This window comes from Kitasatospora sp. DSM 101779 (genome assembly GCF_025655475.1).
Taxonomy (GTDB): domain Bacteria; phylum Actinomycetota; class Actinomycetes; order Streptomycetales; family Streptomycetaceae; genus Kitasatospora.
In genome coordinates this window covers 2,348,578-2,374,307 of record NZ_JAHTIK010000001.1, presented here as the reverse complement: position 1 = coordinate 2,374,307, position 25,730 = coordinate 2,348,578, and the positions used below count along the sequence as shown (strand labels likewise).

Below are 25,730 nucleotides of genomic sequence, written 5' to 3'. Positions count from 1 at the left end.
AAGAGGAACAGGAAAGTGCAGGTCAAGCAGATCACGCCGTTCATCGGTGTGGAGATCAGCGGTGTCGGCTACGAGGACCTGGAGCGTCCCGAGGTCTGGCAGGAGGTCGTCAACGGCGTCCAGCTGCACGAGCTGGTGGTGGTGCGGGGCATCGAGCTGACGCCGCAGCAGCAGATCGAGCTCGCGGGGCGGCTGGGCCGTCCGGTGCCGTTCGTGATCAGCAAGTACCGCCACCCGGAGTTCGAGGAGATCATGATCTCCTCCAACGAGCTCAAGGACGGCAAGCCGATCGGTGTCGCCCGGGTGGGCAACTTCTGGCACCAGGACTCGTCGTTCACGGCCGCGCCGCCGCCGTACACCATGCTGCACGGCCTCAACGTGCCGTCGACCAGCGGGCACACCAAGTTCGCCAACGCGGCGGACGTCTACGACCGGCTGCCCGAGGAGTGGAAGGCGCGCCTGGCCGACCGGATCGGTGTGCACACGGTGGCCAAGCGGCTGCGGATCCGACCGGAGCACGTGGGCCTGTCGGTCGCGGAGTTCAAGGCGGTGATCGACATCGAGCACCCCAAGGTGGAGCACCCGCTGATCTGCAAGGACGAGTTCACCGGGCGCGAGTACGTGTACGGCTCGCGCGAGTACATGGACTCGGTGGTGGGCTTCGACCTCAACGAGAACGAGGAGTTCTTCGCGCTGCTCGACAGCCTGATCCACGACGAGGAGCACGTCTACACCCACGTGTGGACGCCCAACGACCTGGTGATCTGGAAGACCCGTACGGCCTACCACGTCGCCACCGAGGTCGAGCCGGGCGTCGGGCGGACGGTGTACCGGGTCAGCATCGAGACGGCGGACGCCGAGGTCGGGCCGGTCGAAGAGAAGGTGCAGTGAGCGGCGTCCTCGACTTCGCCGTGAGCTTCCCCCGGGGGCGGGCCGACGTGCACGAGATGCACGCCGCCTCCGGGGTGCCCCTGGCCGACATCCTCGCCATCACCCACGCCGAGGGGTTCCCGGTGCTGGGGGAGGGCGAGACGGCCTGGGAGCTGGCCGCGCGGGCCGCGGCCGAGCTGCTGGAGCGCACCCCCGTGGCGCGGGAGGAGATCCGGTACGTCATCTACGCCGGCTCGGGCCAGTGGGACCGCCCGTTCTGGTCGCCGGCCGCGAAGGTCGCGCACCACCTGGGCATCGAGCGGGCGCACTGCTTCGAGGTGGCCAACTTCTGCAACGCCGGCATGGCCGCGCTGAAGGTCGCCACCGACCGGCTCGACTCGGCGCCCGCGGAGAGCGGCGGGTACGCACTGGTGCTGGTCGGCGACCGGCTCAGCCGGATGGTGGACTACACCGACCCGGCGTCCAAGGCACTGTTCAACTTCGGCGACGCGGCGGCCGCCATGCTGGTCGCCCGCGGGCACGCGCCCTTCCGGCTGCTGCACACCGCGATGCGCACCGACCCCAGCTGGTCGGACTACTACGCCGGGGAGCTGCGCGACGGGAAGGTGGCGATCCGGCGGGCCGCGCACCGCACGGGGCTGGCCGCCGCCTACGTGGAGAACTTCACGGCGCTGATCGGCGAGACCCTGGACGCGATCGGCGCGAAGCCCGGCGACATCGACCACCTGCTCATCAACCAGGGCGACCGGGACATGCACCGGCGGCTGCTGGCGGAGCTCGGACTCCCGGCGGACAAGAGCGTCTTCAACTACCACCGGCTCGGCCACATGGGCGGAGCCGACACCCTGATCGCCCTCGACGGGCTGCGCGAACAGCACCGGCTGCGCGGCGGCGAACTGATCCTCCTGGCCACCAGCGCCATGGGCTTCAGCTGGGGCATCACTGCTTTGGAGTATCACCGATGAAGATTCTGATCATGAATCAGGTGCCGTACCGGAAGATCCAGTACCACCTGGGCATCGACCACGAGAAGCACGACGTGACGTACGTCTGCGGGCCGATCGGCAACGCCCAGCTGCCCGAGGGGCTGCGCTGCGAGCGGCTGCTGATCGACCCGGCGCTGGACCTCACCGAGCAGGTCATCGCCCGCACCTCGCGGGCGGACGGCTACGAGCAGGTGCTCGCGCTGTCGGAGTCCGGGATCCTCGGCGCGCACCGCATCCGCGAGCACCTCGGGGTGCCCGGCCCCTCGCTGGAGCAGCTGGAGAAGGTCCGCGACAAGGTGGCCATGAAGCGCGCGCTGCTGGAGTCCGGGGTGCGCCACCCGCGCTTCGTCGCCGCGCCGCCGGTCTGCGGGCCGCTGCCCTGGACCGGGAAGACCGTGGTGAAGCCCCGCCAGGGCGCCTCCAGCGAGGGCGTGTCCGTCCACGACACGGCCCGCGAGGCGGTCGAGCACTACCGCACCCTCGCGGAGCCGGGCGACTACCAGCTGGAGGAGTACATCGAGGGCGAGCTGTTCCACGCGGACGCGCTAGTGGCCGCGGGCCGGCTCTCCGACCTGGTGGTCAGCAGGTACGCCGGCAAGCCGGTGGACTTCGCGGCCGGCCTGCCGATCGGCTCCGGCCAACTCCCCTACGAGGAGCGGTACCACCGCTTCGCCGCGCAGGCGGTGACGGCGCTGGGCATCGAGGAGGGCTGCCTGCACCTGGAGTTCTTCGAGACCGCCGAGGGCGAGCTGGTCTTCCTGGAGGTGGCCAACCGGCTGGGCGGCGGCGGCATCGTCGACTCCCACCTGCGGCACACCGGCGTGCACCTCCCCTCGCACGAGATCGCCATCCGGCTGGGCTTCGACCGGCCGGAGCCGCAGCGGCCGAGCGGTCGCTACCATGGCTTCCTGATCTTCCCCGGGCACCACCTGGAGCCGGGCGCCCGGATGGCCGTCGACATCCCGGACGAGCTGCGCGAGCACCCCTGCGTGGACCGGATGCACCTGCTGGAGCAGGACGGCGCGGCCGCGCCGGGCAGCGGCTCGGTCACCTACCAGGAGTGGGAGGTCCCGCTGTTCGTCGAGGCCTCGCACCAGGACGCGGCCGTGCTGCGGGAGTTCCTGGAGCGCTGCCTGCGCGAGATCACCGTCGAGCAGCGCGTCCTGGCCGGAGCCGCCGCATGAACGCCGCCCGTACGGAGCACACGGACCGCGCGGAGCACACGGACCGCGCGGAGAACGTGACCCGTTTCCACCCGACCGACCTGGTGCTGGCCGTCCGGTACGTCGAGCGGCAGCTCACCGAGCGGCCCGGATCGGCCGCGGCCGAGCTGATCGGCTCGGCCGGGCTGGCCGGGCTGTGGGACTCGGCGGAGCTCGCCGAGGGTCTGGACGAGCTGTTCGACGGCCTCGCCCAGTACCCGTGGCACCACCTGGTCGACTCCGACGAGGTGGTGGAGTACGCACCGGTGGGCACCGTGGTGCTCGACGACCTGCGGCCCGGGAACACCCTGCGCGGCCTGCTGCTCGCCTGGGCGACCGGCAACGAGGTGGTGATCCGCACCGTCCGCGAGCCGTTCTGGGCGGCGCTCGTCGAGGAGATGCGGGCGGCCGGCGTCCCGCTGCCGCCCGCCCGGACGGCGCCCCGGGGCGCGGCCGTGGACGGACGCCCGGTCACCGTGCCCGACCTGCTCGTCCCCGCCGACCTGGCCGACGGGATCGTCACCACCGCGGCCGCGCGGCCCGGAGTGCCCGCACTGCGGGTGCGGGCGGGCGCCGGCCGCGGCACGGAGGCCGCCGCCCGGCTGGCCGCCGGCGCCCTGCGGCTGGACTGCCGCTCCGCCTGGGTCGGCGACCTGTACCGGTGCGACTACCTGATGGGCACGCGCCTCGCCGACGCCCGCAGCGCGGACGCCGCGCAGGAGGACGAGCGCCTCGCCGCCAAGCTGCGCTACCTGGTCGAACTGGCCCGCCGCGCACCGTACTACCGCGAACTGCCGCCGATCGCCGAGCGCGCCGACCTGGCGGAGCTGCCGGTGCTGGAGAAGGCCGACCTGGAGCGGAACTCGCTGCCGGCCTCCCGTGGCCTGAGCAGCGGCGCCCGGCCGAGCGGCGAGGTGCTGCGCAGCGGCGCCACCACCGGCGCGCCGCGCTACATCGTCTACTCGCGCGGCGACTGGAACAACATGATGCGCGAGGCGGTGCCGCTGTTCTACGCGCTCGGCCTGCGGCCCGGCGACCGGGTGATCAACTCGCTGTTCGGCGGCGGCCTGTACGGCGGCCTGATCACCAGTGCGATGGAGCTGTCCCGGATGCCGGTGGAGGCGTACAGCACCGCGCAGATGATCACCCCGGACGACGTGCTGATGCTGACCCGCAGCTTCGACGCCAACGTGATCCTCGGCCAGCCGGCCCTGCTGCTGCCGGTGCTGCGCGAGGCCAAGCTGCTCGACCCCGGGCTGCGGATCCAGAAGGTGGTCTACGGCGGTACGCCGATGCAGGAGTCCGACAAGCGCTGGCTGCGCGAGGAACTCGGCACCGAGGTGATCGCCAGCGTGCTGGCGGCCAACGACGGCGCCCAACTCGGCTACCAGTGCGGCGAGCTGGGCGGTACCCTGCACCACCTCTGCGAGGACTACAACCTGATCGAGGTGGTCGACGAGCAGGGCCGTCCGGTGCCCGACGGCACCGCGGGCGAGCTGCTGGTGACCAGCATGCAGAAGTTCGAGGGCCCGCTGATCCGCTACCGGATCGGCGATCTCGGCCGGATCGTCCGCCACGCCTGCGGCTGCGGGGTGACCGGCCGGGTGCTGGAGTACCTGGGGCGTTCGGACGGCCAGATCAAGGTCAAGGGCCGCACCGTGCTGTACGGCGAGATCATGGCCGAGCTGGGCCGCTTCCGGGTCTCCCAGCTCCAGGTCGAGATCAACTCCTCGGACGCCCGGGAGACCGTGACCGTCCGCACCGAGTCGCCCGTCCCGCTCGACCCGCAGGAGGTGCGGGCGCACCTGGCGGCCCGCTTCGAGGTGCTGAGCGAGTACCACTCCTTCGACGCCTCGCTGACCCCCTTCGAGCTGGTCGTGGAGTGCCACGCCGAGGGCGCGCTGCCCCGCAACGCCGTCAGCGGCAAGATCAAGACCGTCATCGACCGGCGCCTGACCTGACCGACCGCCGGACCCGCACCGCCGACGACAGATCCGCGCACCGGCCGGACGCAGAACGGAAACCCATGACTGATCAGATGACCCGGCGCTACAACCGGGAACTCGCCCGGCCGGGCAGCAGGCTTGCGGCCGTCGACCTGAACTCTGGCACCGACCCGGCGCTCGCCGCCCTCGGCTACTGCTACCTGGACCGGCCGATGTTCTTCGGCGAGAACGAGATCCGCCGCTTCGAGGCGGACCTGCTCGACACCGTCGACCTGCTCACCTCGCTGCCGGAGCGGCTCTTCGACGGCGACGTGGCCCGGGTCTGCGAGGCCCTCGGGCTGAGCCCCGCCAAGGCCGCGCTGGTCGGCGCCCTCCAGAAGTCGAAGCCGCCGCGCTTCGGCCGGATCGACGCCTACCACGACGGCGAGTCGCTGAGGATCCTGGAGTTCAACGCCTCCAGCCAGACCGGCGGGCAGGAGTGGGTCGGTGCCGTGGCCGGCGCCCTGCTGGAGCGCGACGCCTTCCGCGAGTTCGCGGCCGCCCACGGCCTGCACCACGTCGACACCACGGCCGAACTCGCCCGTTCGCTCCGCGAGGCCGCCGCCCCGGTCACCTCCGGGCGGGACCCGGTGGTCGCCCTGATCGAGGGGCCCGGCGGCATGGCCAGCTACGGCCACGCCTGGCGGCCGCTGCAGCGGATCCTCCAGGGCCACGGACTGGAGTGCCGGCTCGGCGAGATCGGCGACCTCACCGTCGACGGCGGCCGGGTCCGCTTCGACGGGACGCCGGTCGACCTGGTCTACCGGGTCTTCGACCTCGACCAGGTCGTCGACCACCCGGAGGGCCGGGCGCTGACCGAGCGGCTGCGCGACGCCCACCGGGACGGCCGGGTGGTGCTGTGGAGCCCCCTGGAGACCGACCTGCACGCCAACAAGCGGTGGATGGCGTACCTCTCCGACCCCCGCCTGCGCGGCCACCTCACCGCCGAGGAGCAGGCCACCGTCGACCGGGTGCTGCCCTGGACCAGGATGCTGACGCCGGGCCGCGGCGCCGACCGTTCGACGGTCGAGGAGTGCCGCGAGCGCCGCGCCGACCTGATCCTCAAGCTCAACGAGGGCTTCGCCGGCTCCGGCATCACCTGCGGCTGGCTGGTCGACGACCGGCGGTGGGAGCAGGCGCTGCAGCAGGCGGCCGAGGTCGGCGCGGTCGTCCAGCAGCGCGTCGTCCCGCGCCGCGAGCCGGTGTACGACCCGGCCACCGGCCGCACCGAGGACTGGGACTCCTGCCTCGGCCTGTACTGGATGCCCGGCGGGTTCGCCGGCGGCGGCAGCCGCCTGGTGCCTTCCGGCGAACCGTTCACCCTGGAGGCGGCGCGCAAGAAGCTGGCCGGCATCTACCTGTACCCCGACGCGAACGAGGAGAACTGACGCATGGCGACCACCGTTCTGCCCCCGCCCGCGGCCACCGCCGCCCGCACCGGACCCGGCCGCGACTTCCGGTACCTGCTGTCCGCCTACTCGCTGCAGACCCTCGGCGAGGGCGTGCTGCTCGCCACCCTGCCGCTGCTGGCCAGCCGGATCACCAGCGACCCCCGGCTGGTGTCCGGCGTGGTCCTCGCCGAGGGCCTGCCGTGGCTGCTGCTCGCCCTGCCCGGCGGCGTGATCGTCGACCGCTTCGACCGGCGCCGGCTGATGATCGGCACCCAGGCCGTCCAGGCCGTCCTGCTCATGGCCGTCGCCGTCCTCGCCACCTTCGACCTCACCCGGATCTGGATGCTCTACCTGCTCGCCTTCGGGCTCAGCACCGGAGACGTCCTGTTCATCGGCGCCAACCGGGCGGTCATCCCCGCCGTGGTGCCCAGTGCCGCCCTGGAGACCGCCAACGGGCGCAGCGTCACCGCCGAGACCCTCGGCCGCCAGTTCGTCGGCCCGCCGCTCGGCTCCGCGCTGTTCGCCCTCCTGCTGCCGCTGCCGTTCTGGGTGGACGCCCTGACCTACCTCGGCTCGCTGCTGCTGATCTCCCGCATCCGCGGCACCGGCGACCGCTTCCGCCCCGAACGCACCGCCGCACCCGCCGGGGCGCGCGGCATGCTCGCCGAGGCCACCGAGGGCCTGAAGCTGCTGTTCCGCAACCCGGTGCTGCGCACCATCGTGGTGCTCGCCGCCGCCAGCAACTTCTGCGTCACCATGGCCCAGTCCGTGCTGGTGCTGTTCGCCGAGCAGACCCTGCACGTCGGCAAGGGCGGCTACGGCCTGCTGGTGGCCGCCATGGCCGTCGGCGGTGTGGTCGGGGCGCTCGCCAGCAGCCGGGTCGTCGAGCGGTGCGGCGCCCGCGCCGTGGCCGTCACGGTGTCCACGGCCGGGGCCGCCAGTCTGCTCGTCATCGGCCTGATCGGCCGTCAAGCCGTGGTGGTCGCGGCGCTGTTCTGCGTCTGGTCGGCCGGTCTGTCGCTGTGGAACGTGATGGCCCAGTCGGTCAGCCAGCGCCTCGTCCCCGACGAACTGCGCGGGCGGGTCTCCACCGGCACCCGGATGGTCTGCTTCGGCGCCATTCCGCTCGGCGCACTGGTCGGCGGCCTGGTCGCCGCCTCGTACGGGCTGCGCGCCCCCTGGCTGGTCGGCGGTGCGCTCAACCTGCTGATCGTGCTGGCCTTCGTGCCCGCGATGCGGCACTGGCCGACCCGGGAGCGGGCATGAGGCAGATCCTCAGCCTGGCCGGCCGCCGCGCCCTGCTGCTGGCCGGGCTCAGGCCAGCCAGCCGAGCGAGGCGGCCCGCACCCCGGCCTGGAAGCGGCCCGCGGCCTGCAGCCGCTCCATGAGCGAGGCCACGATCCGGCTGATCGAGCGGGCCGAGATGCCCAGCTGGCGGGCGATCACCTCGTCCTTCTTGCCCGCCGCCATCAGCCGCAGCACCGCCCGCTCCAGGTCGCTCGGACCGGCCACCGGATCCGGCTCCGCCGCCCCGAAGTCCCCGGCCTGCTCCCAGTGCCGCTCGAACAGCGTCACCAGCACCTGGAGCACCGCCTGGTCGCTGATCACCACTGCGTCCGCACCCGCCGGCCCCGGCTCCAGCGGCAGCACCGCGGTCTTCCCGTCGTACACCAGCAGGCAGGCCGGCAGCAGCGACATGCTCTTCACCTGCGCGCCCGCCGTGGAGATCGTCCGGGCGTAGCTGACGGTGGCCCGGTGGCCCGAGCCGACCTGCTGGAACAGGGTGCGGATGACCACCCCGCGCTCCAGCAGGGCGAGCCCGAGCGGGATCTCCGGCAGCAGCGGCCGGTCGCCGCCGATCGGTACCATCGCGTCCACCGAGGAGCGGCAGGAACGGCCCAACTCGTCCAGGACGGCCCGCAGCCGGGCCTCGCCCTCCACCCGCTCCAGGCCGCCCGTGCCGGGCCGGCGGCTGCGCGCGTCCAGGTACTCGGCGGTCAGTGCCGTGAGCGTGGCCCGGGTGCCGGCCACCGCGGCGCGCTGCGCCAGCAGTTCCTGCTCGGCCTCGGCCAGCAGCAGGTCGGACGCCGTCTCCGGGCTGACCGCCACCCAGCCGTCGTTCGGCGCGGGGCTGAGCAGCCGCAGCGAGGTGAGCGCCCGGTCGGCCCGCTCCAGCTCGGCGGAGCCGAGACCGAGCAGTTCGGAGAGCTCGGCGGCGGTGGCCGCCGGGTGAGCGACGCGCGTGCGGTACACGGTGACGGTCGTCTCGTCCAGGTTTGCGAAGTCGAGCATGGTCGGGTCTCCTCCCCAACGGCTTCCGGCGTTGTCATGGAGCAGCATCCGCGTCGCCGTTACCCGTCCGGTCCTGTTCCGTTCCCGTCCGACCTAACGGGTTATGATCTGCCGCCAGGTCGATGACCTGCGGATTTCGGACGGGGGTTGTTGGCACATGCGGGAGGGTCCCCAGCGGCGCCGGATCGGCTTCAAGATCCTCGGATCGCTCGAGTGCTGGGAGGGCGAGGAGCGGATCCGCCTCGGCGGGCCCCTGCAGGAGCGGGTCCTGGCGACCCTGCTGCTGGAGGCCGGCCGGCTCGTCCCGGTCGCCCGCCTCGTGGAGGCCGCCTGGGAGGACGAACCGCCCGGCACCGCGCCCCACCAGGTCCGCAAAATCGTCGCCGATCTGCGCCGCCGCCTTCCCGCCGGCGCCGAACTGATCCTCACCGACGGTCCCGGCTACCGGATCGCCCTCGAACCCGACCAGCTCGACCTCGGCCTGTTCGGCATCCGCCTCGACCGCGCCCGCGAAGCGGTGGCCGCCGGGCTGCGCGCCAACGCCGTCGACCAACTGCGGGCCGCCCTCGACCTGTGGCGCGGCCCGGTCGTCTCCGGCCTCGCCACCCCCGTGCTCCAGGCCGCCGCCACCGCGCTCGAGGAGCGCCGCCTCACCGCCACCGAACAGCTCTTCGACCTGCGGCTCGACCTCGGCGAGGCCGCCGAACTCGTCGGCGACCTGCGCGAGGCAGCCCGGCAGCACCCGCTCAGAGAGACCCTGCGCGGCCGGCTGATCCTCGCCCTGTACCGCTCCGGACGGCAGGCCGAGGCGCTCGAGGAGTACGGCAGGGTCCGCGAACTGCTCGCCGAGGAACTCGGTATCGACCCCGGCCCGGAACTCGCCGCCCTCCACCAGGCGATCCTGCGCGGCAGCCCCGAACTCGCCGCCCCGCCCAGACCCGCGGCCGAGGAACCGACGCAGCGGGGCCCGCACCCGCTCGGCCCCGCGCCCAGCGCCATCCCCTACGACCTGGCCGACTTCACCGGCCGGGACGGCGAACTCGAGCGGCTGCTCGCACTCGCCGCCGCACCCGCCGACCGGGGCACCCGGATCATCGCCATCGACGGCATGGGCGGCAGCGGCAAGACCGCCCTCGCCGTCCACGCCGCCCACCGCCTCGCCGAGCAGTACCCCGACGGCCGGCTCCACATCGACCTGCACGGCTTCACCCCGCAGCAGCCGCCGCTCGCCCCCGCCGAGGCCCTCGACGTGCTGCTGCGCATCCTCGGCCTGCCCGGCGACCAGATCCCCGACGACCTGCCCAGCCGCGTCGCCCTCTGGCGGGTCGTGACCGCCGGCCGCCGACTGCTGATCCTGCTCGACAACGCCTCCGACGCCGAGCAGGTCCGCGCCCTGCTCCCCGCCTCCGCTGACTGCCTGGTGCTGGTCACCAGCCGCGTCCGGCTGGTCGACCTGGACGGCGTCGAGTCGATGTCGCTCGGCCTGATGTCCGTCGCCGACTCCACCGCCCTGGTGGAGCGCACCCTCGACGGCGGCCGCGCCGCCGCCGACCCCGCCGCCACCGCGGAACTCGTCCGGCTGTGCGGCCGGCTCCCGCTAGCGCTGCGGATCAGCACCGCCCGGCTGCGCAAACGCCCGCTGTGGACGGTCCGCCACCTCGTCGACCGGCTCGCCGACCAGACCCGCACCCTCACCGAACTCAGCGCCGGCGAGCGCAGCGTCGCCGCCAGCCTCCGGCTGTCCTACCTGAACATGGAACCGGAGTGCCGCACCGCGCTCCGGCTGCTCGGCCAGCACCCCGGCAACGACCTGGACGTCCACTCCGCCGCGGCCCTGCTCGGCGTCGGCACCGCCGACGCGGAGGACCTGCTGGAGCAGCTGCTCGACGCCCACCTGCTGGAGCAGCAGGAGTTCGGCCGGTACTCCTTCCACGACCTGGTGCGCAGCTTCGCCCACGGCCTGCGCGGCGCCGACACGGAAGAGCCCGACGCGAGCTCGCTCACCCGGCTGCTCGACTACTACGTGCTCGCCGTCGAGGCCGCCTGCGAAAAGCTCTTCCCCGGCCGCCTCAGCTACGGCGTCGACCTGCCCACCGCGGTCGTCGACCTGCCGCCGTTGCCCGACACCGACAGCGCGCTCGGCTGGTTCCGCCGGGAGCACCGCACCCTGCTCGCCGCCGTCCGCCTCGCCGCCCGCTCCGGACGGCACTGGCACGCCGCCTACCTGCCGCGGGGCCTGACCTCCTACCTCCGGCTGCAGGGCTGCCCGGACGAGAACCAGGAGGTCGGGCGGATCGCCGTCGACTCCGCGCGTGCCGCCGGCGACCGGCAGCTGCTGAGGCTCGGCCTCACCAACCTCGCCGTCGCGCTGTGGCCGCTCGGCCGGATCCAGGAAGGCGTGGTCTGCCTCAACGAGGCGCGCGAACTCGCCGTCCGGCTCGGCGACCAGGCGGCCGAGGCCGCCTGCCTGAGCCGCCTCGGCATCTTCCACAACAGCCTCGGCTCGTACACCGAGGGCCTGGACCTGCTGCACCGGGCGCTGCCGCTGCACCGGACCTCGGCCAGCCACCGCGAGGAGGCGGCCACGCTGGTCAGCATCAGCTCCGCCAGCGTCCAGCTCGGACGCTACGCGGAGGCCGCCGAAGCCGCCCGCGGTGCGGTCGAACTGCACCGCGGGCTCGGCGAGCCCGACGACGGCGCACTCGGGCTGATCAACCTGGCCGCCGCCCAGCTCGGCCTCGGTGAGGTCGACTCCGCCATGGCGGCCTTCGGCGAGGCCTACGAGATCCAGCTGCGCCTCGGCCGGTCCGCCAACACCGGCCTGGTCCTGGCCCGCCTCGCCGAGGCGCACCACCGGCTCGGCCGGCTCGACGAGGCCCGCGAGAACGGACTGCGCGCCCTCGACCTGATCTGGAGCAGCGGCATCATCGGCTGGACGGCCACCGCCGAGAACATCCTCGGCCGCATCCAGTACGACCTGGACGAACACCTGCTCGCCCAGGAACGGCACGGGCACGCCCTGCGCCTCGCCGAGCAGATCGGCTCCCGGATCGAGGCGGCCTACGCCCTCGACGGGCTGGCCCTGACCGCGCTCGCCCTCGGCGACCCGGACCGCGCCCGGGAACACCGGCGGCGGGCGGACGGCCTCTTCGACCGGATGGGCGTCCCCGAGCAGTACCACCGACCGGCCGCGCTGCGCCGCTGACCGGCCCCCGGCGTCCGCCGGAGGCTCAGTGCGAGCCGATGACGTTCCCGGCCGGGTTGTCGCTCGCCAGGGTGATCGTCGCCGTCCCCCCGCGGCCCCGGCCGGTGTCGGCCGCGCCGTGCGCGGGGCCCGTCAGACCCAGCGCCAGCGCGGCGAGGACACCGGCCGAGACCAGGCCGATCAGCTTCTTCATCATGGTTCCCCCAGCAATTCGTTGTGGTGTCTGGCTCCGACACCCCGAATGCTCGCGACGGCCGTTCCCGCTCCGTTCCCGTTGCGATACCCCCGCCCGGGTATCGCGGGAGCGGGCCCGGCCGGCTCGGGGGTTTCTATCGGCTGCGAACGCCCTCGGCGCCGCCGTGCTCACCGGCGGTGTCCCGGCCGCACGCCCAGTGGTACGAGGCGAGCAGCAGCTGCCGGGCCACCTCCGCCTCCCGCTCGTCCCGGGGCCCGTAGACCAGCACCGAGCCGGTCGGTGCACCGGGCGTGCCCCAGCCGCTGCCGACCACCTCCGCCGCCAGCGCCGGCGGCAGCATGAGGTGCAGGCTCCCGTCGTACGGCGGGTGCAGGTGGCCGAACTCGGTGACCGCCAGGAACGCCTCCGCCGGTCCGTGCGCCAGCGTCGGTGACACGTGTCCGGCCGCGCTGCCGGGCACGCAGTCGAACGACGGGCCGAGCCGCACCCCGGGCAGCGCCCCGAGCAACTGCTCCAGCGCCGCCCGCAAGGGGGCGGGACCGCACTGGGTGATCTGTTCCACCGGCGGTTCGACGGAGACGAGCGGGCGCGGGCCGGTGCGCACGGGCAGAGGCATGGGGGCTCTCCTGTTCGGTCAGGGCTTTCCCCGCAGCCTCCCGCCGGCCGTTCCCGTCCCGTTCCCGATCGGCTCCGGGGGCGCCTGCCGCAGACTATCTGACTGGCCGTCACCCACAGTGGGTGGCCAGGGTGCTCTTCTCGGCGACCTTGGTGTTGTTGGGGTCGTCGACCCGGCCGTAGACCATGATGCAGCGGTCGGCGGTGCCGGTGATCCTTGCGGGGCCGGCGTACCAGGAGAAGGTGCCGGAGTCGTCGTCGGACTGGTCGTAGTTGCAGTACTCGCCGGCCTTGGTGCCGGCCGCGCAGCGCCAGATGTAGACGGCCTGGTACTTGGTGACTCCCGAGGCGAAGTGGGTGTCGACGGCGGCCGCGCAGTTCGTGCCGCCGTTGGCGCTGCTGTAGTAGAGGTACAGCTCGCCGTACTTGGTGCCGGTGCCGCCGTCGGTCCTGAGGTCGTAGGTGTCGACCAGGCTGCCGCTGCAGCCGTAGGTGCTCGCGGCGCTCGCCTCCGGGGCGAGGGTGATGCCGCCGACGAGCATCAGGCCTGCGGCGGCGAGCGCGGAGAGTGTCGTACGCATGGGGGTGCTCCCTGGGTCGGTGCGCCTCGGGTGTTCCGAGCCCGTCTCTTCTACCGGTCCCGTGTAGCGCCGCCGTAGCCGGTAAGCCCAACGCGCCAGTACAGCAGTGAATGTGACGGATCAATGGTTTCCGCCGGGCGGGCTGGCGGGCGGCGGCCGGCGTGATACGCGGCAGGTGCAGGGCTCCCCTCGCCCGGTGGTGCCGGACCGCCCGCGAGGCCGACTCCCGGCCGTGGCGCCACGCCCCGGTTCACGCCGCTACTGGGCCGCACCGTGCCCGTCGCACGGCAGGCACGCGGCGAGGGTGCGTACGGCTCGGCTGTCCGGGGCAAGACCACCGACGGCGTCCGGGTGCCGGACTTCCACGTCGGGACCGGCTCGGACGGCTTCGCGCCGGGCGTGCCCCGCTGCAGCGACACCTCGCTGGACTCCTCCTCCTTCCCGGCCACCGCCGACCGTGACGGGGCGGCGCCGGCAGCCCGGCGGCACGTCGAAGCCCCGCCGGGCGAAGGCGACGTGGAAAGGTCACCTGCCCGACGGGGCTTTCGATGCTTGTCGCTGCGGCTCCGGCGCACACCGTCACGCCGCCGTCACCTGCACGCCCACTGGATCACCCCGGCTGCGAGGTTGCCCTTGGCACGGGTGTGCCGGTGTCCTGCTGGTGGTTGCTCAGAAGTGGAGCATGTGCTGGAAGGAGTTCTCCGCGCTGCTGACGCGGAGGTTCTTGCGGGTGCCGTAGGCGAGGCGGTTGTTCCAGTTGTACTCCTCCACGTCGAAGGAGCCGTCGGCGTGGACCGCGTTGACGTAGGCGACGTGGCCGTAGTCCCCGTGGGTGTCGTTGACGGCGATGGCACCGACGCTGGGGGTGGTGTTGACGGTGACGCCGATGCGGCGGGCGGCGTCGTCCCAGGTGTTGGCGTTGCCCCAGGTGGTGCCGCCGTAGGAGTTGCTGAAGTTCGGGACGCCGAGACGGCTGGCGATGCGGTATGCCGCGAAGGCGGTGCAGTTGTTGGCGGCGAAGCCCCGGGTGCCGTGGTCGAAGTCGTTGGTGGGGCTCTCGTTGCTGCCGCCGCCGGTGCTTCCGAGGAACTGGTGGGAGGCCTCGTTGTTCTTCAGCGTGGAGTTGAGGTTGCCCTTGGCGCCGGGGGCGAAGTCCTGGCTGGCGCCTGCGTAGCCGCTGTTGAAGTAGACGCGGACGGTCTTGTCGGAGCGGTTCCACACCGATGCGGCGTTGTTCTTGACGCAGACGCCCTGGCCGTTGCCGGCGCCCTTGAACTCGTAGCAGGACGGCTGGGTGGCTCCGTAGTCGCTGATGGAGCCGGTGAAGTCGGAGACCGAGCCGGCCTGGTCGCTGTTGTAGTAGAGGCAGAACTCTCCGGAGTCGCAGGATCCGTCGCGGGAGGCGGCGAAGGCGGGGGCGGAGGTGGCGCCGATGAGGGGGACGGCCATGGCCAGAGCGGTGCCGGCGATGGTCAGCGTGGTGCGTATGTTCTTCTTCAAAGCCTTCTCTTTCGCGGCGTGTGATCTAGGGGTTCTGACGGGGACTATCGGGTCGTGCTCGGGTGGTGCCGTGCGCCGTCAGTGGGTGCGCTGGTACTCCTCCCAGGTCTGGATGGGGATGCGGGGGCCGTCGTCGGCGGCCTGGTTGGCCAGGCCGTTGAGACCGAGGTAGTAGTCGCCGGTCTGGTGCTGGGCCTGGGTGGACAGGTCGGTGTCGCTGATCGCCGCGGCGTGGATGTGCCACGGCCAGTCACCCTGGTTGGGGTTGCGGACCCAGGCGGCGAATCCGACCTGGCGCAGTGCCTTGGCGACGGCGGTGCGGGTGCTGCTGGACATGCCGTCGACGCTGATGTCCACGACGCCGCCGCCGTCGTGGGTGCCGGCGGAGGTGGGGTCGCCGCCGGGGTTGTAGGAGCCCTGGGACAGGGTGAGCTTGAAGCCCAGGAGGCGCTCGGCCTCGGTGAGCATGTCCTGGGTACGGGTGTTGACGGTGTATCCGTTGCGCTGCAGCTTCGCGCCGGGGCCGATCTTGTGGGAGATGGTGAACCGGCCCTGCCCGAGGGTGGTGAGGGAGGTGGCGCCGGGCAGTCCGTTGGCGTCCAGGCCGGTGTAGCCGAGGGAGCGCTGGAAGGCGGCGTAGGCGGTGATGGTGGTGGTGCCGAAGTACCCGTCCACCCAGCGGGCGTCGAGGAGACCACGGGCCTGCAGAGCCCGCTCGACGGCCAGGACCGAGTCCTTGGCCCCCGGGGTCAGCGTGCTGTCGGGGCGCCGGGGGTCGATCTGGGCAGCCTTGACCGTGGCTTCCATGTCCACCACGGGCAGCGCGGCAGCGGTGGCGGCCGGTGCCTCGGTGTGGGGCGACGGGGTTGCCGCGTGGGCCTGCGCGACGCTCATCACCAGGCCGCTCAGGACGGCGACGGCCGCGAGCAGTCGGGTGGCGTTCCGGGTCTTGATGACGGATGCCATGCGGAGGTTCCTTCTGGTTCGGTGGAGGATCGGCCGACCCCAGTCCCGGTGCCGGGCAATGGGGTTGCGTCGTCGGGCCCGCGTCGGGGCCGAGATCCGTTCGAGACGCTAGGAGGTGCCGATAGCGCGCGCGTATCGCCTCGGGGCGCGCGCGACCAGGCCCGCAGGGCCGCAACTACGGCCGTGTGCAGGGGAGTCGGGGTCCGGACGGGCCGCGCGATCAAGCGGATACGGCCGCGATACCGCCCTTCGCCAGCATGAATCCGCCACCGGCCGCCGCGATCACCACGGCGGCCGGCATCACGCGGCGGGGACCGGACGGTCGCCCGCGCAGGGCACCGGACACCCCGGCGCCCCGTACGGAAGGATCACCATGGCGATCAGGAAGTTCATCTCGGCCGCACTCGTGGCCGGCACCGTCGTGACGGCCGGACTTGCGTCCGCCGGGAGCGCCTCCGCCTTCACTGCCGACTGCCAGGGCGGCCAGGTCTGCCTCTACTACAACTCCAGCGCCCACGGCTACGGCGCGGTGTACGTCGAGAACACCAGCATCGAGAACTACGCGGGCCTGACGTTCAAGGCCGGCAAGAACGGCAGCTCCGGCGCCGGTGTTGCGGTCAAGAACAACGCCGCGGCAGTGGACAACCACTGGTACGGCACGTTCAACGTCTTCTACAACAGCGGCTGGGACTGCAGCGTCGCCTGTCAGGCGATCCCGATGAACAGCCGCCGGGACCTCAACTCCCAGCTGAAGAACAACAACGCCTCGGGCGAGTTCGTCGGTCCGTGATCTGACGGCACCCGTCGTACCGAGCACCCGCACCGGTCCTCGACCGCCCCGCTGCGGCCGGGGACCGGTGCACGGCTACCCGCCCCCGTCCCGCCGGCCGCGCCGTTCCGAAAGAGACCCGCCTGTGTCCAGCCGACCCGCCCGCTCCGCCGTGATGCTCACCCTGCTGCCGCTGCTCCTCGCGGGCTGCGCGAGTGCGGCGGGTCCCGCCGGCGCAGACGCCGCGCCGCCGAGCCCGAGGGAGAGCGTGCGGACCGCCGCGGCGCCGCCGGCCGTCGCCGCGACGCCGCAGCTGGACTCGGCGAACGACCGGCCGCTGCCGCTCGACCCCTACCTGCTCAACGCGGAGCAGCAGGCGGCGGTCGAGAAGGCGCAGCAGAAGCTGATCGTCCGCTGCATGGCCTCCTTCGGGCTGACGTACACCCCGCCGTCCGGCAGCGGCGGCCGGCGCGACAGCGACGCCCCCACCACCCGGGTGGACTCGCGCTACGGACACCAGAGCGCGGCGCTGATGGCGAAGTGGGGCTACCACCCCGAGGGCGGAGTGCCTGCGGGGGCGGGCGCGAAGCCGAGCGGTCCGTCGGTGTCGCCCGAGATGGAGCTCGTGCTGCGGGGCACCGCGGACGCGGCGGCGAGGGCCGGGTCGGGCGGGCGCGAGGTCAACGGGCGGAAGGTGCCGGAGCGCGGCTGCATCGGCGAGGCGGTCAAGGAGCTGACCGGGGCCGCGGAGGGCGGGATCGGCGACACCCAGTTCGCGGACGACGCGAAGTTCACGACGCTGGAGCAGTCCCGGAACGACGCGCGGACGCAGGCGGTGTTCCGCCGGTGGTCGCAGTGCATGAAGGACGCGGGCTTCGACTACCCGGACCCGCTGGCGGCCCTGGGCGACCCGCAGTGGCGGAAGGCGCCGTTGCCGACGCCGCAGGAGCTGAAGGTGGCGACCGCGGACGCCGCCTGCCGGCACGCGCACAACGTGGTCGGCGTCTGGTACGCCGTGGATGCCGGCTACCAGCAGCAGGTGATCGCGGCCAACGCCGCAGCGATGGCCGAGGCGAGGACCGCCGTGGAGACTCAGGTGCGCGCGGCGGCCCGGGTGGCGGCCGGCTGAGTCGGCCGGGCGGCGGGGGCCGTTCGGCCTGTGAGGTTTGCCACGGTGGCCGCCGGCCGAGCCGCGGTCGGCGCGGGCACGGCCGCTGGAATCTACGCGCGTCTACTCCAGGTGGGGTGAATCCGCTGCAAGGGCTTCGGTCACGTGCGCGGCAGGCGTCGCGCGCGGCAGTGGATCGCTTCGTGTCCCACCGGAGTGCGTCCGTGAAATGAACACAGGTGCTGTTCGGGGCTGGTGGTCGGACGCCGTGACGCCCCGCCGATCCGCCGTGCCTGAGGCGCATCGGGGCCCGATCGCACCCGGCTCTGATGTCACATATTGAACGAAAATTTCCCAGGCCCTGTGGTTTGACGTTCAAGTCATGTCGTCTGGCGGTGAGTGGCAACGACCCCGGTGTGCTCGGCTCCAGCCCCGTCGGGGACGGGCCGGGCGCCTCGGCCGGGGCGGCGGTGCGGGCGGGGCGGCACGGTGCGCGACCTGCCCGCGGGGGCGGCCGAGGGCCGGTCGGGCGCGGGACCGCCAAAAGATCAACAACTTTCGAAAGCTAGCATGGAGGCACCCTCCTAGCTCGAAAGATGGACTTGTGACTGTCAACGACGACGTGTTCACGGACTGGATGAACCGCGAGGAGATCGCGGAGTCGATGATCCCGATCATCGGCCGACTGCACCGGGAGAGGGACGTCACTGTCCTGCTGCACAGCCGCTCCCTGGTGAACAAGTCGGTTGTCAGCATCCTCAAGACGCACCGGTTCGCCCGCCAGATCGCCGGCGAGGAGCTCTCGGTCACCGAGACGATGCCGTTCCTCCAGGCCCTCACCGCGCTCGACCTGGGCCCCTCCCAGATCGACATCGGCATGCTCGCGGCCACCTACCGGGCCGACGACCGCGGCCTGTCGATCGCGGAGTTCACCGCCGAGGCGGTCGCCGGTGCCACCGGCGCCAACAAGATCGAGCGCTCCGGGTCGCGCGACGTGGTCCTCTACGGCTTCGGCCGGATCGGCCGCCTCGTCGCCCGCCTGCTCATCGAGAAGGCCGGTTCCGGCAACGGCCTGCGGCTGCGCGCCATCGTCGTGCGCCAGGGCGGCGACCAGGACATCGTGAAGCGCGCCTCGCTGCTGCGCCGCGACTCCATCCACGGCCAGTTCCAGGGCACCATCACCGTTGACGAGGCGAACAGCACCATCGTCGCCAACGGCAACGAGATCAAGGTGATCTACGCCAACGACCCGTCGGAGATCGACTACACGGCGTACGGCATCAATGACGCCATCCTGATCGACAACACCGGCAAGTGGCGCGACCGCGAGGGCCTGTCGAAGCACCTCCGCCCCGGCATCGACAAGGTCGTGCTGACCGCGCCGGGCAAGGGCGACGTCCCGAACATCGTGCACGGCGTCAACCACGACACCATCAAGCCGGAGGAGCGGATCCTCTCCTGCGCCTCCTGCACCACCAACGCGATCGTCCCGCCGCTGAAGGCGATGGAGGACGAGTACGGCGTGCTCCGCGGCCACGTGGAGACCGTCCACTCGTTCACCAACGACCAGAACCTGCTGGACAACTACCACAAGGCCGACCGTCGTGGCCGCTCCGCGCCGCTGAACATGGTCATCACCGAGACCGGCGCCGCCTCCGCCGTCGCCAAGGCGCTGCCGGACCTCAAGGCGAAGATCACCGGCAGCTCGATCCGCGTCCCGGTGCCGGACGTCTCGATCGCGATCCTCAACCTGCAGCTCGCCCGCGAGACCACCCGCGAGGACGTCCTCGAGTACCTCCGCGAGGTGTCGCTGACCTCGCCGCTGAAGCGCCAGATCGACTTCACCACCGCGCCCGACGCCGTCTCCAACGACTTCATCGGCTCGCGCCACGCCTCGATCGTCGACGCCGGCGCCACCAAGGTCGAGGGCGACAACGCGATCCTCTACCTCTGGTACGACAACGAGTTCGGCTACTCGTGCCAGGTCATCCGGGTCGTCCAGCACGTCTCCGGCGTCGAGTACCCGACCTACCCGGCTCCGGCGGTCTGATCCGCAGCGGATGCTTCGACCGTCGTGACGACGGTCACCGGAAGGGCCGGAGGCAGCAGCCTCCGGCCCTTCCGGCATCGGCGGGCGACCCACACCGGTGCTGGGTAGGGTCCGTGACCATGCGCAGAAATCCTTACGACCAGCGGGTGCTGACGCTCGTTCAGGTCTGTGGCGGTGAACGGGACTGGGCGGGGGCCGAGCAGGTCTTCGAGCAGCACGGTTGGCCGGTGCTCGGGCACCACCCCTGCGGCGGGGGGCCGTTGCTCGGGGTCCTGGAGCCCGATCCGACCTCGCGGGTGTACGAGGTGGAGGTGCGGCTGCCCGGCTCGCTGCACAACTGCGACCGCGGAGCCGCTCGGCGGGTGGCGAAAGCCCTGCGAAGGGCCCGCCTGGAGGCGTACGTGCGCCGTACCGAGCCTCTGGTGCGGGACCGGGAGATGTTCACCGAGTGGCAGGTGTTCGACGCCGCCGACCACCCGAGGGGCCGCGGGGCGAGGCTCGGGCGGCGCATCCACCGGCTGCTGACCGGCCTGGGCCGCCACGACACCGGTGTGCGGGTGACCGGGACGCCGAGGGAGGCACTGCGGCTGGCCCGGATGACTCCGCCGGGGGAGGGCGCGCCCGTCCCGGCCCGGGCCGCGGCCCGGCCGCTCGACGGGCGGTGGCGCGTCAGTGGACGGTTCTGGCCGGAGGAGGAGTTCGAACGGCGCAGGAACCAGGTGCTCGGCTGGAGTCTCGCGGCGGGTACGGCGGCGGCCCTCGCGTCCGGCGGCTCCGGCGGCAGCCGTCCGCTGTGGGTGGTGGCTGCCGTCCTGGCGGGTGCGGCGGCCATGTGGTCGGGGTCGCGGCTCTTCCGGCAGGGCCGTGTCGCCGGGGCGGCCATGGCGGCGGTGCCCGTGGCGATGCTGGCGCTGCTCGGCCTCGGCGGGTTCGGCGCGGTCGGCCCGCACTGGACGCGACAGCAGGCCCTGCTGTCCCTGGTCGTCGCAGGGGTGGTGGCAGGGCTCTGGCTGCTGGTGCGGCAGTGGAGTTGGAGCGAGTGGGCGGCGTGGGTGGTGCCCCTCGCGGTCTCGCTCGCCGGTTCCACCTTCCTGGCCGCCGGGTCCGTGCTGCACGCCCTCTACGCCGACGGCTTCTCGCTCGACCCGGGCGACCTGGACGTGCCGCCGATGTGGCAGGTCATCGCGGCCGTGCGGCTGCTGGCCTTCCTGAGCCTGGTGCTCGTCCTGCCGGCCTGGTGGGGCTTCGCCAGGCACCGGCACCACGCGTACGCGGGTACGGGGGACGGGTTCAACGCCGCGGTCTACGTCATGCTGCTGGTGCTCATCCTGACCGGGGTCGCCAGCCTGGCGATGCGCTCCGCGCAGCGGGCCGTCGACCGGACGATCGCCGCCGCGAGCCGCGGCGAGGATCCGCCGCCGTACTTCGGTGTGAAGCCGGACTGGGTCTGCGTGGAGCTTGCCGTGCCCGCCGAGCAGCTGTCGGGCGAGGGGCCCCGGCTCGATCCGACGCGGCCGTACCTCTCGTTCGGGGTCGCCGGGGAGACCGCTGTGCTGTGGGACCGTGCGGCCGAGGAACCGGTGAAGCTGTCGGCGGCCCAGGTGCGCCTGATACCGGCAAAGGCGGGGGGCGTGTGCCGCAGTGGCGGCTGACCGGGCTGCCGCCACGCCGGTGTGCACCCGGGCTGTCCCGAGTGCTCCGGGCCCGGAGAGAGGTCGGGACCACGACCTTTTGGCGAACTTAACGGCTGCATAAGGCTGTTCCGGCCGGGCAGGGAGCCGTCGCGCTGCGGCGCGCGCCGTGCGGCGGCCATGACCTGCGGCGATGCCCGGGAAGCGGGCCGCAGAAGGGTCGGAGTGGTCAACCCGGCGGTGGTGGACGGCCGTTGACCGGGTGGGTCCGGGTTGGTTATTGATGGTGACCAGTCAGTCGGGGCTGTGTGCGGACCTGCCGGCACGACGAGAAACCATCCCATCCCTCCAGGAGGACGCGTGCACTCCGCTCCCAAACGGATCCGCCGGCGGTGGATCGCCGGCCTGGTCGGTGCGCTGATGCTCACGGTGTTCGGCATCGGCTCGGCGCTGGCCTCGATACCGGTCGGCGAGTCCAGGACCGGCACGATGACCTGGTACGACGACGCCGGTTACGGGGCCTGCGGGACGGCGATCAACGCGTCCGCCGAGGACCTGGTCGCCGTCTCCACCTCGTGGTGGACCTCGGCCAACCCGAACAACGACGACCTCTGCAAGGGGATCTCCGTCCAGGTCAGCTACAACGGCAGGACGATCACCGTCCCGGTCAAGGACAAGTGCCCGTCCTGCAGCGCCGAGCACATCGACCTCAGCAAGACCGCCTTCCAGAAGCTCGCCGACCTGAACGTCGGCGTGGTCTCCGGGATCACCTGGAAGTTCGTCGGCTCCGGCGGCGGCACCGGCGGTGGCGGCGGGACGACCACCCTGCCCGCCCCCACCGGGCTGCGCGCCACCGCCACCACCACGAGCAGCGTCTCGCTCTCCTGGACGGCCGTCTCGGGCGCGTCCTCCTACACCGTCTACCGTGCCGGGACGAAGGTCGGTACGGCCTCCGGCGCCTCGTACACCGACACCGGCCTCGCCGCCGGCACCGGGTACCGCTACACGGTCGCCGCCGTCGACTCCGGGGGGAAGGCGGGCAGCCAGTCCGCCGCGGTCACCGCGACCACCACCGCCACCGGCGGCGGGGGAGGCGGCGGCACCGCCTGCCCGGCCGCCTGGAGCTCCACCAGGTCCTACGTGCCCGGCGACACCGTCGCCCACGCGGGCCACAAGTACACCGCCACCTACTACTCCACCGGCGCGGCGCCGAACGACCCCGGCTCCTGGGCCGTCTGGCGGGACAACGGCACCTGCTGACGGAGTGCCGCGCCGCGGTGCCGCCGCCGTCCTCCCTCCCCGGGGCGGCGGCGGCCCCGCGGCGCGCGGTGCCGGTCCAGTCCGCGGCCCGCACCCCACGGGCCCGTCCGGCGGCTGCCGGACGGGCCCGTGGGGTGCGGTGCTGCGTGCGGCCTCAGCGGTCCTTGCGGGCAGTGGCCTGCTGGGCCTGCTTCGCCTCCTTGGCCTGCTTCTCCTTGATCCGCACGCTCTCGCGCCGGACCTCGGCCTGGATGGTGCGCTCCTTCTGCAGCCACTCCGGGTTCTCCGACCGGAGCGCCTCGATCTGCTCGGTGGTGAGCGCCTCGCTCACGCCGCCCCGGGCCAGGCCGGAGACGGAGATACCGAGCCGGGCCGCGACCACCTGGCGGGGGTGCGGGCCGTTGCGGCGCAGCTCCTCCAGCCACGCGGGGGGCTCGGCCTGCAGCGCGTTCAGCTCGTCACGGGAGACCACGCCCTCCCGGAACTCGTCGGGGGTGGCCTCGAGGTAGACGCCCAGCTTCTTCGCCGCCGTGGCGGGCTTCATCGTCTGGATCGTCCGGGGCTTGCGCGATGTCATGGAGACAAGGGTAAGCGAGCGGAGGCCCGCCCCGATCACGGTGGGTAGCCTGGGCTGCGTGACTGAGATGCAGGCGACCCCCTCCTCCTTCCGGCTGGCGTACGTTCCGGGCGTGACACCCACCAAGTGGGTGCGTGTCTGGGGAGAGAGGCTGCCCGATGTTCCGCTCGCGCTGGTGGCCGTTCCCGCCGAGGGCGGCACCGAGACGCTGGTCTCCGGCGGCGCGGACGCCGGGCTGGTGCGGCTGCCGGTCGACCGGACGGTGCTCAGTGCGATCCCGCTCTACACCGAGACCACGGTCGTGGTGATCCCCAAGGACCACTGGCTGGCCGCGGCCGAGGAGGTCGCGGTGGCGGACCTGGCCGAGGAGGTCGTGCTGCACCCGCTGGACGACACCCTCGGCTGGGAGAGCCTGCCGGGCCTGCCCGCCTTCGAGCGGCCCGCGACCACCGCCGACGCGATCGAGCTGGTGGCGGCCGGCATCGGGGTGCTCGCGGTGCCGCAGTCGCTCGCCCGGCTGCACCACCGCCGCGACCTCACCTACCGGACCCTCGCCGACGTGCCGCAGTCGCAGGTCGTGCTCTCCTGGCGCGAGGACCGGACCACCGACCTGGTGGAGGAGCTCATCGGCATCGTCCGCGGGCGGACGGTCAACAGCTCGCGCGGACGCGGGGCCCAGAGCCAGGAGAAGCCCGCCGCCCAGCAGAAGGCCGATGCGAAGCAGAAGCCGGCGCCGCAGCAGCGCCAGAAGCAGCAGAAGACGCAGCAGCAGAAGCCGAAGCGGCCCGCGTCGGCGGGCGGCCGTGGACGGGGCGGTGCCGGGGCCTCCGGCGGATCGGGCGGCGCGCGGCGCGGCAAGCCCCGCGGCCGCTGACCGCGTCCCGACCGCCGGGCTGCGGAGGCTCGGGCGGGGTGGGCCTGACGGGCGGGGCCTCCGGGATGCGCCGGAAGGTCTGCTGGAGGATTTTGGGCGCGGCGACGCCGATGGCCAGGGCTGCCGCGGGGCCCGCCACCTGGTGGGAGGCGGCGCACAGGCCAAGGGCCGGACGGCCGCCGGGGCGCTGCTCGCCGCGATCCGCGGCGAGCAGCAGCCGGTGCGCCGGCTGCTGCCCACCCGGTTGGTCGTCCGGGCCTCGACCGCGCCGCCCCCGCCGCCCGGACGGCGGGCCGAGGCGGCGGCGCGGAACCGCGGTGACGGTCCGTCGGGCACGCCGTAGGAACCGTCTTCCAAGGGCACTCGGGGGGTCGATCCAGGGGCGCGGGGAACTGCGCAGTCCGGGAGTGGTGCTCCTGACAGATCCGGGTCGCCCCTGGTCTGTACGGTGGCCCGCATCCGAATTGCGCAGTTCCCCGCGGCCCTATGTGGTATCCGTACGCCTTGTGAAGGCGCGCCCGTAGGGCCTGTCGTCGAGGGCGGGCGGCCCGGGTGCGCGTGGGACGGCGGCTCCTAGTCGTTGCCCGGCCAGCCGTCGAGCATCCGGTGCACCGTCACCCCGGGCCGTGCGGCGAGGCTGCGGTTCGACGGGCCGGCCGGGGCGGCGGGTTGGGCGGCCACGGCGGCCTGCAGGATGTCGGTGATCTCGGAGACCTTCGCGTCGACGGTGGCCTTCAGCTGCTCCGGGGCCTGAGTGCGAGCGGCCGACCGCACGGCCTTCTCCACCGCGGCGAGCCGGCGCAGCGCGTTCTGGCCGAGCCGGACGGGCTCCGGGGTGTTGATGACGAACTGGTAGGCGCCGGCGACGGCCTGGCAGCCGGCGCAGTGCACGGTGGTCGCCTTGCTGTTGTTGTCGGCGTCGACGTGCACGTCGCTGCCGCCGGTGGTGACGATCTGGAAGGAGAGGGCGACGGCGCGGCAGTGCTGCCCCTCGCTGCAGTACCGGGCGGTGGCGACCGCCCGGTTGTCGACGGCGAGCCCGACCGTCCGGCCGAACTGGCGGATCTCGAAGGCGACGTCGGTGTCGTGGGTCCGCACCGGGCTGGCCACGCTGACGGCGTGGGTCCGCTCGTAGCGGACCTGGCTGGCGTCGGCGGTGGCGGCGGCCGGCCCGACCAGCAGGACGGCGGCGGCCACCGCGGGCACCAGCGGGCCCGAACGGAGGAGGCGGCCGAGCCGGCGGGACGGGGTGCTGCGGTGCGATCGGTTCACGAGGTGCTCCAGGCGGTTCAGGAAGTGGCTTCGGTGGTGGGGGAGGGTGCGGGGGGTGTCGTCGATGCGGTGGCCGACGCCGGGGTGGTCGACGCCGGGGTGGTCGACGCCGGGGTGGTCGAGTCGGGCGCGCGCGGTTCCGGCGCGGTCGAGGCGGCGGTCGCTGAGGAGGCGGTGGGGGAGGCGGCCCGGGCGGTGTCCGTGGCAGGGGCCGCCGACGGCCCGCCGGATGCCTGCCCGCCGCTCGGTGTGCCGGACGGTGCGGCGGTGGTGCCGCCGTCGGCCGACGCCGTCGGGTTCGGCGAGGGGGCCCCGGGTGTGGTGCCGGGGGCCGGGGCCGTGCTGCTCGCCGTGGCCGTACCGCTTGCCGTGGCGGGGC

At 73.0% G+C, this 25,730-nt stretch carries 22 protein-coding genes; 14 read left to right on the top strand and 8 right to left on the bottom strand.

What is annotated here, in order from left to right; all coding sequences use genetic code 11:
* Positions 1–15 precede the first annotated feature (15 nt).
* The 6 genes from KSNIM_RS11015 to KSNIM_RS10990 all read left to right on the top strand — a co-directional run bounded on the left by KSNIM_RS11015 (position 16) and on the right by KSNIM_RS10990 (position 7,721).
* Positions 16–891 (top strand): TauD/TfdA dioxygenase family protein, encoded by an 876-nt coding sequence (locus tag KSNIM_RS11015; protein WP_263103068.1) that lies wholly within the window; start codon positions 16–18, stop codon positions 889–891.
* The gene (locus KSNIM_RS11010; protein ID WP_263103067.1) at positions 888–1,856 is read left to right on the top strand and encodes a 3-oxoacyl-ACP synthase III family protein; all 969 of its coding nucleotides are present in this window, start codon (positions 888–890) and stop codon (positions 1,854–1,856) included. The genes KSNIM_RS11015 and KSNIM_RS11010 overlap by 4 nt, the downstream gene beginning before the upstream one ends.
* A complete protein-coding gene (locus KSNIM_RS11005) occupies positions 1,853–3,061 on the top strand; it encodes an acetyl-CoA carboxylase biotin carboxylase subunit family protein (RefSeq protein WP_263103066.1) in 1,209 nt (402 codons plus the stop codon). The genes KSNIM_RS11010 and KSNIM_RS11005 overlap by 4 nt, the downstream gene beginning before the upstream one ends.
* Positions 3,058–5,040: a phenylacetate--CoA ligase family protein gene (locus KSNIM_RS11000; RefSeq protein WP_263103065.1), complete on the top strand. Its 1,983-nt coding sequence runs from the start codon at positions 3,058–3,060 to the stop codon at positions 5,038–5,040. Before KSNIM_RS11005 ends, KSNIM_RS11000 begins: the two co-directional genes overlap by 4 nt.
* Positions 5,041–5,105: 65 nt before the next feature.
* Entirely contained in the window at positions 5,106–6,452 is a 1,347-nt protein-coding gene (locus tag KSNIM_RS10995; protein WP_263103064.1) for a hypothetical protein, read from the top strand.
* A 3-nt stretch (positions 6,453–6,455) separates the two neighbouring features.
* A complete protein-coding gene (locus tag KSNIM_RS10990) occupies positions 6,456–7,721 on the top strand; it encodes an MFS transporter (RefSeq protein WP_263103063.1) in 1,266 nt (421 codons plus the stop codon).
* Positions 7,722–7,769: 48 nt separating this feature from the next.
* On the opposite strand, the gene KSNIM_RS10985 is transcribed toward KSNIM_RS10990, so the two are convergent.
* Positions 7,770–8,747 carry a helix-turn-helix domain-containing protein gene (locus KSNIM_RS10985; protein ID WP_263103062.1) on the bottom strand — a complete coding sequence of 326 codons (978 nt, stop codon included), beginning with the start codon at positions 8,745–8,747 and terminating at the stop codon, positions 7,770–7,772.
* Positions 8,748–8,904: 157 nt separating this feature from the next.
* Between KSNIM_RS10985 and KSNIM_RS10980 the strand changes: the two genes are divergently transcribed.
* Positions 8,905–11,952 (top strand): AfsR/SARP family transcriptional regulator, encoded by a 3,048-nt coding sequence (locus tag KSNIM_RS10980; protein WP_263103061.1) that lies wholly within the window; start codon positions 8,905–8,907, stop codon positions 11,950–11,952.
* A gap of 25 nt (positions 11,953–11,977) precedes the next feature.
* On the opposite strand, the gene KSNIM_RS10975 is transcribed toward KSNIM_RS10980, so the two are convergent.
* The 5 genes from KSNIM_RS10975 to KSNIM_RS10955 all read right to left on the bottom strand — a co-directional run bounded on the left by KSNIM_RS10975 (position 11,978) and on the right by KSNIM_RS10955 (position 15,810).
* Positions 11,978–12,148, bottom strand: coding sequence for a hypothetical protein (locus tag KSNIM_RS10975; protein WP_263103060.1), 171 nt, complete (start codon positions 12,146–12,148; stop codon positions 11,978–11,980).
* A 133-nt stretch (positions 12,149–12,281) separates the two neighbouring features.
* Positions 12,282–12,764: a luciferase family protein gene (locus KSNIM_RS10970; protein ID WP_263103059.1), complete on the bottom strand. Its 483-nt coding sequence runs from the start codon at positions 12,762–12,764 to the stop codon at positions 12,282–12,284.
* A 109-nt stretch (positions 12,765–12,873) separates the two neighbouring features.
* Complete coding sequence (locus KSNIM_RS10965) at positions 12,874–13,344, bottom strand: hypothetical protein (RefSeq protein WP_263103058.1); 471 nt, start codon at positions 13,342–13,344, stop codon at positions 12,874–12,876.
* Positions 13,345–14,013: 669 nt separating this feature from the next.
* Entirely contained in the window at positions 14,014–14,844 is an 831-nt protein-coding gene (locus KSNIM_RS10960) for a CHAP domain-containing protein (protein ID WP_263103057.1), read from the bottom strand.
* Positions 14,845–14,922: 78 nt separating this feature from the next.
* Positions 14,923–15,810 (bottom strand): peptidoglycan-binding protein, encoded by an 888-nt coding sequence (locus KSNIM_RS10955; RefSeq protein WP_263103056.1) that lies wholly within the window; start codon positions 15,808–15,810, stop codon positions 14,923–14,925.
* A 373-nt stretch (positions 15,811–16,183) separates the two neighbouring features.
* Between KSNIM_RS10955 and KSNIM_RS10950 the strand changes: the two genes are divergently transcribed.
* The 5 genes from KSNIM_RS10950 to KSNIM_RS10930 all read left to right on the top strand — a co-directional run bounded on the left by KSNIM_RS10950 (position 16,184) and on the right by KSNIM_RS10930 (position 22,628).
* Entirely contained in the window at positions 16,184–16,600 is a 417-nt protein-coding gene (locus tag KSNIM_RS10950) for a hypothetical protein (RefSeq protein ID WP_263103055.1), read from the top strand.
* 124 nt (positions 16,601–16,724) lie between these two features.
* A complete protein-coding gene (locus KSNIM_RS10945) occupies positions 16,725–17,708 on the top strand; it encodes a hypothetical protein (protein WP_263103053.1) in 984 nt (327 codons plus the stop codon).
* 583 nt (positions 17,709–18,291) lie between these two features.
* Positions 18,292–19,737, top strand: a complete 1,446-nt coding sequence (locus tag KSNIM_RS10940) for a glyceraldehyde-3-phosphate dehydrogenase (protein WP_263103052.1) — start codon at positions 18,292–18,294, stop codon at positions 19,735–19,737.
* A 119-nt stretch (positions 19,738–19,856) separates the two neighbouring features.
* Positions 19,857–21,389, top strand: a complete 1,533-nt coding sequence (locus KSNIM_RS10935; RefSeq protein ID WP_263103051.1) for a hypothetical protein — start codon at positions 19,857–19,859, stop codon at positions 21,387–21,389.
* 339 nt (positions 21,390–21,728) lie between these two features.
* On the top strand, positions 21,729–22,628 hold the full coding sequence (locus tag KSNIM_RS10930; protein ID WP_263103050.1) for a cysteine/serine endopeptidase inhibitor: 900 nt from the start codon (positions 21,729–21,731) through the stop codon (positions 22,626–22,628).
* A 154-nt stretch (positions 22,629–22,782) separates the two neighbouring features.
* On the opposite strand, the gene KSNIM_RS10925 is transcribed toward KSNIM_RS10930, so the two are convergent.
* A complete protein-coding gene (locus tag KSNIM_RS10925) occupies positions 22,783–23,205 on the bottom strand; it encodes a DUF5997 family protein (protein ID WP_263103049.1) in 423 nt (140 codons plus the stop codon).
* Positions 23,206–23,272: 67 nt separating this feature from the next.
* Here KSNIM_RS10925 and KSNIM_RS10920 point away from each other — a divergent pair, with 67 nt between their 5' ends.
* Positions 23,273–24,079, top strand: coding sequence for a LysR substrate-binding domain-containing protein (locus KSNIM_RS10920; RefSeq protein ID WP_411543856.1), 807 nt, complete (start codon positions 23,273–23,275; stop codon positions 24,077–24,079).
* Between the two features lie 142 nt (positions 24,080–24,221).
* Positions 24,222–24,422 (top strand): hypothetical protein, encoded by a 201-nt coding sequence (locus KSNIM_RS10915; protein ID WP_263103047.1) that lies wholly within the window; start codon positions 24,222–24,224, stop codon positions 24,420–24,422.
* 230 nt (positions 24,423–24,652) lie between these two features.
* On the opposite strand, the gene KSNIM_RS10910 is transcribed toward KSNIM_RS10915, so the two are convergent.
* Positions 24,653–25,730, bottom strand: a 1,078-nt coding sequence (locus KSNIM_RS10910; protein ID WP_263103046.1) for a hypothetical protein, incomplete at its 5' end; no start/stop codon positions are given.

Excerpts from the sequence above, each read along its gene's own strand:
- KSNIM_RS11005 (WP_263103066.1), top strand. The coding sequence starts at position 1,853 with ATGAAGATTCTGATCATGAATCAGGTGCCGTACCGGAAGATCCAGTAC.
- KSNIM_RS11000 (WP_263103065.1), top strand. The coding sequence starts at position 3,058 with ATGAACGCCGCCCGTACGGAGCACACGGACCGCGCGGAGCACACGGAC.
- KSNIM_RS10995 (WP_263103064.1), top strand. The coding sequence starts at position 5,106 with ATGACTGATCAGATGACCCGGCGCTACAACCGGGAACTCGCCCGGCCG.
- KSNIM_RS10990 (WP_263103063.1), top strand. The coding sequence starts at position 6,456 with ATGGCGACCACCGTTCTGCCCCCGCCCGCGGCCACCGCCGCCCGCACC.
- KSNIM_RS10985 (WP_263103062.1), bottom strand. The coding sequence starts at position 8,747 with ATGCTCGACTTCGCAAACCTGGACGAGACGACCGTCACCGTGTACCGC.
- KSNIM_RS10980 (WP_263103061.1), top strand. The coding sequence starts at position 8,905 with ATGCGGGAGGGTCCCCAGCGGCGCCGGATCGGCTTCAAGATCCTCGGA.
- KSNIM_RS10975 (WP_263103060.1), bottom strand. The coding sequence starts at position 12,148 with ATGATGAAGAAGCTGATCGGCCTGGTCTCGGCCGGTGTCCTCGCCGCG.
- KSNIM_RS10970 (WP_263103059.1), bottom strand. The coding sequence starts at position 12,764 with ATGCCTCTGCCCGTGCGCACCGGCCCGCGCCCGCTCGTCTCCGTCGAA.
- KSNIM_RS10965 (WP_263103058.1), bottom strand. The coding sequence starts at position 13,344 with ATGCGTACGACACTCTCCGCGCTCGCCGCCGCAGGCCTGATGCTCGTC.
- KSNIM_RS10955 (WP_263103056.1), bottom strand. The coding sequence starts at position 15,810 with ATGGCATCCGTCATCAAGACCCGGAACGCCACCCGACTGCTCGCGGCC.
- KSNIM_RS10950 (WP_263103055.1), top strand. The coding sequence starts at position 16,184 with ATGGCGATCAGGAAGTTCATCTCGGCCGCACTCGTGGCCGGCACCGTC.
- KSNIM_RS10935 (WP_263103051.1), top strand. The coding sequence starts at position 19,857 with ATGCGCAGAAATCCTTACGACCAGCGGGTGCTGACGCTCGTTCAGGTC.
- KSNIM_RS10925 (WP_263103049.1), bottom strand. The coding sequence starts at position 23,205 with ATGACATCGCGCAAGCCCCGGACGATCCAGACGATGAAGCCCGCCACG.
- KSNIM_RS10920 (WP_411543856.1), top strand. The coding sequence starts at position 23,273 with ATGCAGGCGACCCCCTCCTCCTTCCGGCTGGCGTACGTTCCGGGCGTG.